The sequence below is a fragment of the Pseudomonadota bacterium genome, from assembly GCA_039196715.1.
Lineage (GTDB): Bacteria > Pseudomonadota > Gammaproteobacteria > CALCKW01 > CALCKW01 > CALCKW01.
The window spans coordinates 1-10948 of record JBCCUP010000110.1; the positions used below are offsets into that span (position 1 = coordinate 1).

Annotated in this window: 11 protein-coding genes and 2 tRNA genes; 3 read left to right on the plus strand and 10 right to left on the minus strand. The window is 64.6% G+C overall.

What is annotated here, in order from left to right:
- Positions 1 to 8: 8 nt before the first annotated feature.
- Positions 9 to 84 (minus strand) — tRNA-Asn (locus AAGA11_21455).
- Between the two features lie 37 nt (positions 85 to 121).
- A complete protein-coding gene (gene galU, locus AAGA11_21460) occupies positions 122 to 1030 on the minus strand; it encodes a UTP--glucose-1-phosphate uridylyltransferase GalU (protein MEM9605441.1) in 909 nt (302 codons plus the stop codon).
- Between the two features lie 109 nt (positions 1031 to 1139).
- Between galU and fdxA the strand changes: the two genes are divergently transcribed.
- The gene (gene fdxA, locus AAGA11_21465; GenBank protein MEM9605442.1) at positions 1140 to 1463 is read left to right on the plus strand and encodes a ferredoxin FdxA; all 324 of its coding nucleotides are present in this window, start codon (positions 1140 to 1142) and stop codon (positions 1461 to 1463) included.
- A gap of 145 nt (positions 1464 to 1608) precedes the next feature.
- Here the strand turns inward: fdxA and dnaB are convergent, their stop codons facing one another.
- The 7 genes from dnaB to rnr form a co-directional block, all read right to left on the minus strand.
- Complete coding sequence (dnaB, locus tag AAGA11_21470; GenBank protein MEM9605443.1) at positions 1609 to 3012, minus strand: replicative DNA helicase; 1404 nt, start codon at positions 3010 to 3012, stop codon at positions 1609 to 1611.
- 83 nt (positions 3013 to 3095) lie between these two features.
- Positions 3096 to 3545, minus strand: coding sequence for a 50S ribosomal protein L9 (gene rplI / locus AAGA11_21475; GenBank protein ID MEM9605444.1), 450 nt, complete (start codon positions 3543 to 3545; stop codon positions 3096 to 3098).
- 32 nt (positions 3546 to 3577) lie between these two features.
- Complete coding sequence (locus AAGA11_21480) at positions 3578 to 4474, minus strand: hypothetical protein (GenBank protein ID MEM9605445.1); 897 nt, start codon at positions 4472 to 4474, stop codon at positions 3578 to 3580.
- 43 nt (positions 4475 to 4517) lie between these two features.
- Complete coding sequence (gene rpsR / locus AAGA11_21485) at positions 4518 to 4742, minus strand: 30S ribosomal protein S18 (GenBank protein ID MEM9605446.1); 225 nt, start codon at positions 4740 to 4742, stop codon at positions 4518 to 4520.
- A 29-nt stretch (positions 4743 to 4771) separates the two neighbouring features.
- Complete coding sequence (gene rpsF / locus AAGA11_21490; protein ID MEM9605447.1) at positions 4772 to 5218, minus strand: 30S ribosomal protein S6; 447 nt, start codon at positions 5216 to 5218, stop codon at positions 4772 to 4774.
- A gap of 124 nt (positions 5219 to 5342) precedes the next feature.
- Positions 5343 to 6086 (minus strand): 23S rRNA (guanosine(2251)-2'-O)-methyltransferase RlmB, encoded by a 744-nt coding sequence (gene rlmB, locus AAGA11_21495; protein ID MEM9605448.1) that lies wholly within the window; start codon positions 6084 to 6086, stop codon positions 5343 to 5345.
- Positions 6083 to 8389 (minus strand): ribonuclease R, encoded by a 2307-nt coding sequence (gene rnr / locus AAGA11_21500; protein ID MEM9605449.1) that lies wholly within the window; start codon positions 8387 to 8389, stop codon positions 6083 to 6085. The genes rlmB and rnr overlap by 4 nt, the downstream gene beginning before the upstream one ends.
- Before the next feature lie 98 nt (positions 8390 to 8487).
- Between rnr and AAGA11_21505 the strand changes: the two genes are divergently transcribed.
- Together AAGA11_21505 and AAGA11_21510 are read left to right on the plus strand one after the other, a co-directional pair.
- A tRNA-Leu gene (locus AAGA11_21505) sits at positions 8488 to 8574 on the plus strand.
- Positions 8575 to 8872: 298 nt separating this feature from the next.
- On the plus strand, positions 8873 to 10081 hold the full coding sequence (locus AAGA11_21510; protein MEM9605450.1) for a GNAT family N-acetyltransferase: 1209 nt from the start codon (positions 8873 to 8875) through the stop codon (positions 10079 to 10081).
- Positions 10082 to 10119: 38 nt separating this feature from the next.
- Here the strand turns inward: AAGA11_21510 and AAGA11_21515 are convergent, their stop codons facing one another.
- Positions 10120 to 10713: a TetR/AcrR family transcriptional regulator gene (locus AAGA11_21515; protein MEM9605451.1), complete on the minus strand. Its 594-nt coding sequence runs from the start codon at positions 10711 to 10713 to the stop codon at positions 10120 to 10122.
- Positions 10714 to 10948 lie beyond the last annotated feature (235 nt).

A 10948-nucleotide genomic window follows, 5' to 3' on the forward strand; every position in this document is an offset into this window, starting at 1 on the left:
GAATTCATTGGCTCCCCGAGCAGGACTCGAACCTGCGACCCAATGATTAACAGTCATTTGCTCTACCAACTGAGCTATCGGGGAATCAAGCCGCCTAATATAGAAGACGCTGCCTGGACGGTCAAGCGGCGCCGGAGTTGATCGGGGTGACGTTGCCGTCGAGGGCCAGCGCCTTGAGGTAGGCCCTGAAATCCTCGCCGAGCTCGTCGTGCCCGAGGCCGAATTCGACCTGGGCCTTGAGGTAGCCGAGCTTGTTGCCGCAGTCGAAGCGCTTGCCCTGGAACTCGTACGCCAACACCCGCTGTTCGGTCAGCAGCTTCGCAATTGCGTCGGTCAGTTGGATCTCGTTGCCCGCGCCCCGCTCGGTGGTCTCGAGCAGCTCGAAAATGCGTGGCGTGAGCAGGTAGCGGCCCACCACCGCGAGGTTGCTCGGCGCTTCGTCGACCGGCGGTTTCTCCACGATGCCACTGACCTGGCTCAGGCGTTCGCCGACCGACTCGCCCGAGACGATGCCGTAGGCGTTGACCTCGTCCTCGGGTACGCGCTCGACGCCGAGCACGGAGCACTGTTGGTAGTTGTAGGCGTCGACCATTTGCGACAACACCGGTTGGCGCGTGAAATTGATCAGGTCGTCGGCAAGAATCACGGCAAACGGTTCGTCGTTGACAACCGGCTTGGCGCAAAGCACCGCGTGGCCGAGGCCGAGTGCCTCCGCCTGGCGGATGAACACACAGTCGACGTGCGACGGCACGATATTGCGCACCTGCTCCAACATCTCGGTCTTGCCTCGGCTCTCCAGCTCCATCTCGAGCTCGTAGGCCTTGTCGAAGTGGTCGACGATGGCGTTCTTGGTGCGCCCGTAGACGAACACCAGCGTGTCGACCCCGGCGGCCACAGCCTCCTCGGCGGCGTACTGAATCAGCGGTTTGTCGACGACGGGCAGCATCTCCTTCGGGCTCGCCTTGGTCGCCGGCAGGAACCGGGTGCCCATGCCGGCAACCGGGAAAACGGCTTTTCTGATCGGCTTCATTTCAACGTGACTCGATTGCGGTAATTCATGTCGTGCTCACTGGCGAACACGCGTTGATTCGGACACAATATCTCGGCTATAGACACCACACCCTGTCGCCGAGAGACGCATGGCATTCGTCGTCACCGAGAACTGCATCAAGTGCAAGTACACAGACTGCGTTGAAGTCTGTCCGGTGGACTGTTTCCATGAAGGCCCCAACTTCCTGGTCATCGATCCCGACGAGTGCATCGACTGCTCTCTGTGCGAGCCCGAATGCCCGGCCAACGCCATCTACGCCGAAGAAGACCTGCCTGACTCACAGCTGGACTTCCTCAATCTCAACGCGGAACTTTCGCAAGACTGGCCCGTTATAACACAACAGAAAGACCCTCCCGCCGATGCCGCGGACTGGGATGGCAAGGCCGGTAAGCTCGAGCTCCTCGAACGCTGAGTCTGTTTGCAACTACCCTGCCGTTTGCCAGGGCGCACGCTTGACAGCGGCGTGCTCCCGTCAGTGCACGTCACAGGTCTTTACTTTTTTACCTCTGAAAATCAAGTGTTTGGCGAAACCGTCGCGTGAACTCGGCGGTTGACGCCTAGTAATCCACGCCCATGTACTCCGGCGAGTAGTTGTCGAAGCGGGTGAATTGACCCATGAAGGCCACCCGCGTGCTACCGATCGGGCCGTTCCGCTGTTTGCGGATCAGGATTTCCGCAGTGCCCTTGTCGGGGCTCTCCGGGTTGTAGACCTCGTCGCGGTAGATGAACACAATCACGTCGGCATCCTGTTCGATGGCGCCCGATTCCCGCAGATCCGACATGACCGGTCGCTTGTCGGTGCGTTGCTCCAGCGAGCGGTTGAGCTGCGACAGGGCGATCACCGGCACGTTGAGCTCCTTGGCCAGCGATTTCAGTGACCGGCTGATCTCGGAGATCTCCGCGGTGCGGTTGTCGCTGCTCGAGCCCTTGATCTGCATGAGCTGGAGGTAGTCCAGCACGATCAAGCCGAGGCCGTGCTCACGCTTGAGCCGGCGCGCCCGGGCACGCACCTCGGTGGGCGACAGGCCGGGCGAATCGTCGATGAAGATCTTGCGTTCGCTGATCAACGCCACCGCCGAGGTGATGCGCGGCCAGTCGGCGTCGGTCAGTGCGCCGGTGCGGATCTTCTGCAGCTCGACCATCGAGAGCGACGAGATCATCCGCATGGCGAGTTGCTCGCCGGGCATCTCCATCGAGAAGATTGCAACGGGTTGCTCCGCCTGAATCGCCGCGTTTTCGGCGATGTTCATGCAGAATGTGGTCTTGCCCATCGACGGGCGGCCAGCGACGATGATCAGGTCCGAGGGCTGCAACCCCGAGGTCATCTGGTCGAACTCGGAGAAGCCGGTCGGCAGCCCGGTGATGGTCGAGCCACTCGAGTAGAGCTCGTCGATGCGGTCGATGGTGTCGGCCAGGATCGGCGCGATACCGCGGAAGCCACCGCCTGCTGCCTCCACCTGATCGGCGATGCCAAGCACCCTGGATTCGGCGAAATCGAGCAGCTCGCGGCTGTCGCGGCCGTTCGGGTGGTACCCGGCGTCGGCCACGTCGTTGGCCACCGAAATCATCTGGCGGAGCACCGAGCGCTCGCGCACGATTTCGGCGTAGGCTTTGACGTTGCCCGCACTCGGTGTATCGGCCGCCAGCCGGTTCAGAAACACGAGGCCGCCAACCTCCTCGAGCTGGTCACGCTGCTGAAGCCATTCGGCCACGGTAACCACGTCGAGCGGCTGCTCCTGCTCGGCGAGGGATTTCAACGCGCGAAACACGAGCTGGTGGTCGTGGCGGTAGAAGTCGGTTTCGACGACAACACCATCAACCCGCTCCCAGGCGCTCGGGCTCAGCATCACGCCGCCGAGCACGGACTGCTCCGCCTCGATCGAGTGCGGCGGCACGCGCAGGGCGTCGACGGCGGCGTCGCGGTCGACGGGCGGTACACTGAAGGAGTCGATTTCGGCCATGGCAGACGGGGTTCGATCGGCGATGGATCAGTGTACCCGCGAGTGGGCGCCGCGTGGGCGCCACCCGCTGTCACCGCACGGGATCACGCCTCGGCGGTGACCGTCACGGTCAAGGTGACGTCGACGTCGCTGTGCAGGTGCAAGCCGACCTCGTGCTCACCGACAGTGCGGATCGGTCCCTCGCCCAGGCGCACTTCCTTGCGTTCGACCGGCACGCCGGCCGCCGTCACGGCGTCGGCGATGTCGGGCGCGCCCAGTGAACCGAACAGCTTGCCTTCGGTGCCGGCGTTGGCCGGGATCACGATGCTCAGCGCAGCAATCTTGTCGGCACGGCCCTGGGCTTCGGTCAGGCGGGCCGAGGCTTCGCGCTCGAGCTCGGCGCGACGCGCCTCGAATTCGGCGACGTTGGCTTCGTTCGCGACCTTCGCCATGCCTTTGGGCAACAAGAAGTTGCGGGCAAAACCGGACCGCACCGTGACCATGTCGCCGAGGTCACCGAGGTTGTCCACTTTCTGCAAAAGAATCAGTTGCATTGTTTTTGTCCTCTTCGCCGGTGTCCCGACGGTTAATCTTCAGGTGTGTGGGCCGCACGCGCGCGCCCACGAAAATCGAGTTTGATGTCGACCACCGCCACCAGCGCGATCAACACAATGGTGTGCGGCAAGATCGACACGACGTACATCGCGACCAGCCAGCCCACCCCCAGTCGTCGAATGCCGACCACGCCGTGCGCAATCGCGAGGCCCTGGACAACCAGCACCAACGCCGCCGGCAAGGCCACGGCGAGGCCGATGTCGGCGTTGCCGAACCAACCTACGAGCGCCAACGCGAACAGCGAGACTCGTACTTTCGCCGGCAGGTTCAGCGCATGAAACGCCGACTGAAAGCCGCCCGGCTGGAACACCCGCGCCTGCCAGCTGCGACCGAGGTACACCCCGATCAGGGTGTTCATCAGGAAGCCGGACGCCAACATGCCCGTGCCGAACCGCGCGAGCGTGTTGACCGTGCTGGCGGCCACTTCGGGATCCATGTCGCCCGAGCTCGCTGCCACGAAGCGGCCCATGTAGTCCTGCCACATCGCGTAGGGCGCATCAACAATGACATACACGCCAATCACCGTGAGCATCGCCAGACCGAAGGCCGCGAGTGTCGCGAGCTCCAGGCTGACGGTGGCCCGCAACACGAGCGCCACCACGATCACCGGACCCCAGAACACCGCACCCGAGTAGAGCGCAAACCACGCGCCACCCGGCGCCGGCACCAGCAGGTGGAACGCCACCGCGGCCGCAGCCGCCAGGGCCACTGCGACGGTGCCGGTGCGCCAGCCGTGGCGCATCAGGTACATCGCGATGGCCGCAGCGCTGAACCACATGGCCGGCGGCAGGATGGCCCCGAGCGTCAGCATGCTGGAGGCCACCAACGCGGTTTGCCATGGCCCTTTGGAGGCGAATTGCGCTAACACGGCGAGTGCACCGGGTAACCCGATCGGGCGACCCGGCAGGCGATCAGTGCCGGTCGGTGTAGGGCAGCAACGCGAGGTAGCGCGCGCGCTTCACCGCAGTGGACAACTGACGCTGGTACTTGGCCTTGGTGCCGGTGATCCGGCTCGGCACGATCTTGCCCGTCTCGGTGACGTAGCCCTTGAGCATCTCGAGGTCCTTGTAGTCGATCTCGGTAATGCCTTCGGCGGTGAACCGGCAGTATTTACGACGGCGAAAAAAGCGTGACATGGAAAACTCTCCTGAAAACGGTGGGGGCGTCAGTCGGCCGCCGGGGCCGGTGCTGCGTCGCCAGACGCGTCAGCGGCGGGCGCGGCAGACTCGGCAGGCGCTGCGGGCGCGGCGCCCTCGGACGCGTCGCTGCGGGCCGGGCGGGCGTCCTTGCTCTCGTCGCGTTTGGCGAGCGGCGAGGTGCCGGTGACAGCGGTCTCACGCTTGATCACCATGTGGCGAATGACGGCGTCGTTGAACCGGAAGGCACCCGTCAGGTCGTCGATGACTGCCGTTTCACACTCGATGTTCAGCAGAATGTAGTGGGCTTTGTAGACCTTGTTGATCGGGTACGCGAGTTGGCGGCGTCCCCAGTCTTCGAGTCGGTGAATGGTGCCACCGCCTTGTTCGATCATCGCGCGGTAGCGCTCGTTCATGGCGGGGACTTGTTCGCTCTGGTCCGGATGGACCATGAACACGATTTCGTAGTGTCGCATTGCTGCTCCTTGTGGGTTTGGCCCCATCGGGACCAAGGAGTAAATCAGGCTACCGCCGCGTAGGCAGACGGTAACCGGAGAAGTATACGGCCAAGAGACGCCGAATGCCACGGTTGGGCACGTTTCAGCCGTGACCGCGTTGCCGCACCGCCTCGAACAACAGCACGCCCGCCGCAACCGAGACGTTCAGGCTGCCCGCAGCCCCCCACATCGGGATGTGGACCAGGTGGTCGCACTTCTGCCGTGTGAGCCGCCGCAGCCCACGGTCCTCGGCCCCGAGGATCAGTGCCGTCGGCACAGCGAGATCCACCTCGGTGTGGGCCACCCTCGCCTCTCCGGCCGCGCCCACCCGCCAGACACCGTGGTCAGCCAGGGTGTCGAGCGTGCGCGCCAGGTTGCCCACGCGCACCAACGGCATGCGTTCGGCAGCGCCCACCGACGCCTTTCGCGCCGCCGCGCTGAGCGGCGCCGCCTTGTCGCGCGGCGTCACCACGGCGAGACAGCCCGCTGCCTCGGCCGTGCGCAGGCAGGCGCCGAGGTTGCGCGGGTCCTGAACCCCGTCGAGCACCAACACGAGTGGCGTTGCCTCGACCGCCCCCAGCCGGTGCCAGAGGCTGTCCTCGCCTTCGGGGTCGCGTGGCACCACCGCGAGGCAAACCCCCTGGTGCACGCCACCGTCGCAGCGTGCGTCGAGCGCCGACTGCGAGGCCGACGCCACCGTGATGCCCGCCGCCGCAGCACGCTCGACGAGATCCAGCGTCAACCCGGCCTGCACCCACAGCCGTTTCACACTGCGCGGCCGCTGGTCCAACACGGCAGCACACGCGTGACGGCCGTACACCAGGCTGGTTTCGGCCTCGCGCGTCACGCCCGTTTCTTGCCGCGTCGCCGTGTGCCGGCCCGCGGTTCCACCAGCTCGAGGTCTATCTTGCGTTCGTCGAGGTCAACGCGCACCACCCGCACGGCCAGTGGGTCACCGAGCGCGAAACGCCGGCCGCCCCGCTTGCCGATCAGCGTGTGTTGCGCCGGTTCGAAGTGGTAGTAGTCGTTCGGCAGACTCGTGATATGCACCAAGCCCTCGACATGCACATCGCTGAGTTCGACAAAGAGACCGAAACTGGTCACCGCCGACACCGCACCCGAAAAACGTTCGCCGACGTGTCCGCGCATGTACTCGCACTTGAGCCAGTTCACGACGTCGCGCGTGGCATCGTCGGCCCGGCGCTCGGCGAGCGAACTGCTCTCGCCAAGGGCGTTCATGCGTTCGAGCGACACCGGAAAGGTGCGCGCCGTGCCGCCGCCGAGCACGTGTTTGATCGCGCGGTGCACCAGCAGGTCGGGGTAGCGCCGGATCGGCGAGGTGAAGTGCGCGTAGCCATCGAGCGCGAGCCCGAAATGCCCGGTGTTGGCCGGTTGGTAGACCGCCTGTTTCAACGACCGCAGCAGCACTGTCTGAATCTGCGCCGCGTCGCTGCGACCGGCCATGTCGGCGACGACCTGCGCGTAGTCCTGCGCGCTGGGTTCATCGCCGCCCCCGAGGTGCAGCCCGCGCACCGAGAGGTACTCGCGGAGCTCGGTGAGCTTGTCTTCGTTGGGCCCCTCGTGGACGCGGTAGAGCGTTGGAATGCGTTTGCGTTGCAGCAACTTCGCCGCGGCCACGTTCGCGAGGATCATGCACTCCTCGATCAGCCGGTGTGCGTCGTTGCGCACCACCGGCACGATCGAGTCGATCTTGCGCGAGGCGTCGAATTCGATGCGCGTCTCAGTGCTCTCGAATTCGATCGCGCCGCGGTTCTGGCGAGAGGCGATCAGGCACTGAAACAGCGCGTGCAGGTTTTCCAGGTGCGGCACCAGCGCCGCGTGGGTGTCGCGCAAGCCGGCGTCGCGGTCGATCAGCATCGCCGCGACCTCGGTGTAGGTGAGCCGTGCGTGCGAGCGCATGACCGCCTCGTGAAAGCGCGTGCGCGTGAGCGCGCCCTCGGCGCTGACGCTCAGCTCCGCGACCATGCACAGCCGATCGACGTCGGGGTTCAGCGAGCACAACCCGTTCGAGAGCGCCTCTGGCAACATCGGTACCACACGCCCCGGAAAGTACACCGACGTGCCGCGTTTCTCCGCGCTGAGGTCGAGCGGGCTGCCCGGCGTGACGTAGTGCGCGACGTCGGCAATGGCAACCAGCAGACGGAAGCTGCCGTTGCGTCGGCGTTCGCACCAGACCGCGTCATCGAAGTCCCGCGCGTCTTCGCCGTCGATCGTGACCAACGGCACGTCGCGCAGGTCCAGCCGGCCGCGCTTGTCGGTGGCCCGGACCCGGTCACCGCAGGCCTCGGCCTGCTCGCGCGCGCCGTCCGGCCAGGTGTTCGGGATACCGTGGCCGAGGATGGCGATGTCGATCTCCATGCCGGGCGCCATGCTGTCACCGAGCACCTGCACCACGCGCCCGAGCGGCGGACGGCGTGTGTCGGGTTGCCGCACGATCTCGACCAGCACGATCTGGCCGTTGCGCGCGCCGCCCATGTCGTCGGACCCGACCATGATGTCCTGGTGGATGCGCGCGTTTTCCGGGCGCAGGTAAGCGGCGCCGCGCTCGATGACGAGTCGCCCGACGATCGATTCGTTGGCCCGCTCGAGCACCTCGACCACCTGCCCCTCGCGCCGGCCGCGCCGGTCGACCCCGCTGACCCGCGCGACCACGCGGTCGCCGTGGAGCACCGCCCGCATCTCGCGCGGGCTGAGGTAGAGGTCATCGCTGCCGTCCTCGGGGCCCATGAAACCGAAACCGTTCGGGTGCGCAGTGATGCGGCCCCGCAGGAGATCCCGCTCGTCGACCACGAGGTAGGCGCCGCGCCGGTTTTCGACCAGTTGCCCGTCGCGCACCATCGCGTTCAGGCGCCGCCGCAGCGCTTCGGTGGCTTCCTCGCCGCGCACGCGCAGGATCCGTTGCAGCTCATCGCGCGTCGCGGGCGCGCCGAGGTCACCGATGACCGTCAGCAGGTGCTCGCGCGAAGCGATCGGCTTGGCGTAGCGCAATTGTTCGCGATCGGCAAAGGGGTCGGTGGACGTGCGGTCAGTCGCTTTGCCCGCGCCACGGCGTGTACGCGTCTTGCGCGGCGCACTGCGCGTGGTTGAGGCCTTGGGTTTGCGGGGCGTGTTCTTTTTCTTTTGAGCCATGGGTACCGTCGGGGGGACAAGATCGACCGGCGTCGCATGGATTGACAGCGGTCTGGAGGCAAACTAGAGTACGCGATTCTGTGTAGCACAGCACCTTTGCCGAGGTGGCGGAATTGGTAGACGCGCTGGTTTCAGGTATCAGTGGGGTAACTCCCGTGGAGGTTCGAGTCCTCTTCTCGGCACCATGACCCGGTCGGGGCTCTGTTCGTGACAGGGCTCAACGGGGAAACAGCAACGCTGCAGTCAAGCCGGCACCCCGCCGGTTTTTTTTGGCGGTTTACCCGCGCTTTTCGCGAGCCAAGCCAGGCCGCCACCGCGCCGGTCGGCACACCGTGTGACATCCGTGCGGGGTCGGCGCTGAATACGTCTCTGTTTCACACCGGACTCGAATTCGTCGTCGGCGTGGTCGCCCAAATCGAATCGTAACGCGCCGCGCGCTGAAGCTTAACCCACCTCGCCTGCACGCACTTCAATACTGCAGGCATGAAAAAAGCCACCGCACGTAAACGCCGGTACGCGTTCCGATTGCGTATCATCGACAATACCGAAGCCTTTCGAGCGCTTCGGCGCGAATGGTCAAACCTGCTCGAGAACACCGCACAGGAATCGGTGTTTCTCAGTTGGGAGTGGCTCTTTACCTGGTGGGAGGTGTTTGCCGACCCGTCGCGCGACCTGCACATCATCGCGGTGTACGAGCGCGACACGCTCGTGGGTGTCATGCCTGTATATGGACACCACTGTCGCGGCTACGGCTACGTGTTGCGCTGGCTCGGCACCGGCGAAGCCCCCGAAGACGCCATCGTCTCGGAGTACCTCGACATCGTCTGCAAGCGTGGCTTCGAGGCCCCCGTTGTCCGTTTCATTGCACGATCGTTGCGGTTCAACGACACCTGGTCGGCGATCGTGCTGAGCGACGCCTTGAGCGGCCACCTCGCGCTCAAACTCGTGGCGATCATGGACACCTGGTTCAGCACCGACGTCGTGCACACCGCCCAACGCTACTTCGTGCCGTTGAGCGGCAAACGCGACAATCACATCAGTCGCCTGTCAGACAGTCGGCAGAAACGCCTGAAACGCTGTCGACGCGCGATCGAACGCGACGCGGGCACCCTCACCCGACACACAATCTCACACCCCGACGATGTCCGACCGTACCTGAGTGTGGTGAAGGCCTTGCACAACATGCGCTGGGAGGGTCGGCGCGGCGGTGGCGTGTACAACTCGGCGCGTTTCTACGCGTTTCACGAGGCCTGCCTGCGGCGCCTGAGCGGCCGCCACCAGGCCGACGTGGTGATCTTCAGCATCAAGAATCAACCCGCCGCGGCACTCCACCTCTACTACTCGAAGGGCCGCTGCCACTACTACCAAAGCGGATTCAGCAACACGGCTGTCAACCGCTACATGCCGCTGTTCGTCTCGCACATGGCAGAAATGGGCACCTGTCGCGCGCGCGGCTTGACCGAATACGATTTCATGCGCGGCTCGACAGACTCCTACAAGGCGGACTTCGGCTGCGACACCGAGCCGATGTTCGATGCGGTTGTGCACCGGCACCGGCTGTCGCTGACCTACCACCGCGTGCGGCGACACACCCGGCGCACGGCCAAGCGCTCACTGCTCGCGCTGCAGGCCCTCGGCGTCATGCTGCTGTACCTCGTGACCGAGGGCACGTTTGATGGCCGGTCCGATTGACTGTGGCCGCCCGGTTGGGCGAGCAGGCGTGCCCGGGCTCACGCCAGGAAACCTGATTTCATGACAGCTGCAAGCTGGCTCGAAGCGCGCCGTCCATCCGGAAATCCCGTTCTCATCCAGTGCATCAAGGCGCCTTCGACCAACCCGTGCGCCATCGAAGACATCATGTCCACGTCTCCCTGGCGGAATGCGCCAGCGGCGGTTGCCTCTTCGTACATGCGTCTGATCTGCGCCTGAATGCGATCGCCCGGAAGCGAGCCGTCCTCGTAGACCACATCCGTGGTCATGGCGAAAAGACGAATCAGCGTGTTGCGCTCTTTCGCGACCTCAAACACACCCTCGCAGATCCGATCCAGGCGCTTGTCGTGGTCACCGCCTTTGACCCAATCCTGCTCCATGCGGCTCACAAAATCCGCCTCCACACCTTCGAGCATGGCACGCAGCAGGGACAACTTGTTCTCATAGAAACGGTACACGGTACCAACTGCGATACCCGCCTCTTTGGCGATGCTCGAGATGGACACGGGTTCATAGCCCCGCTCGGTGAACTGGTTCAGGGCAGCCGCATGCAAGGCTGCCAGCTTGCGATCGGGATCGCGCGTGCGCTTGGGTTTGCCGGTGTTCTTGCTCATAACTGAATTATATTCATTAATGTTGACTTTGCCAGCCTGCTTCCCTACAGTGTTAGTGAATCTAATTCATTAAAGAGTCGTCTCACGCATTCGGCTCATCCACCCAAGGGAACACACCATGCAACAAGCCTTCTATGACCAGCACGGAGCGGCAGCGCACGTCGTCCAGCTACGCGACCTCAATCCACAGCCACTCAGCGAGGGTGAAACGCGGGTCAAAATTCTCCGCTCGCCA

Coding starts and splice junctions, on each gene's coding strand:
- fdxA (MEM9605442.1), top strand. CDS start 1,140: ATGGCATTCGTCGTCACCGAGAACTGCATCAAGTGCAAGTACACAGAC.
- AAGA11_21515 (MEM9605451.1), bottom strand. CDS start 10,713: ATGAGCAAGAACACCGGCAAACCCAAGCGCACGCGCGATCCCGATCGC.
- rpsR (MEM9605446.1), bottom strand. CDS start 4,742: ATGTCACGCTTTTTTCGCCGTCGTAAATACTGCCGGTTCACCGCCGAA.
- rpsF (MEM9605447.1), bottom strand. CDS start 5,218: ATGCGACACTACGAAATCGTGTTCATGGTCCATCCGGACCAGAGCGAA.
- AAGA11_21510 (MEM9605450.1), top strand. CDS start 8,873: ATGAAAAAAGCCACCGCACGTAAACGCCGGTACGCGTTCCGATTGCGT.
- dnaB (MEM9605443.1), bottom strand. CDS start 3,012: ATGGCCGAAATCGACTCCTTCAGTGTACCGCCCGTCGACCGCGACGCC.
- rnr (MEM9605449.1), bottom strand. CDS start 8,389: ATGGCTCAAAAGAAAAAGAACACGCCCCGCAAACCCAAGGCCTCAACC.
- galU (MEM9605441.1), bottom strand. CDS start 1,030: ATGAAGCCGATCAGAAAAGCCGTTTTCCCGGTTGCCGGCATGGGCACC.
- rplI (MEM9605444.1), bottom strand. CDS start 3,545: ATGCAACTGATTCTTTTGCAGAAAGTGGACAACCTCGGTGACCTCGGC.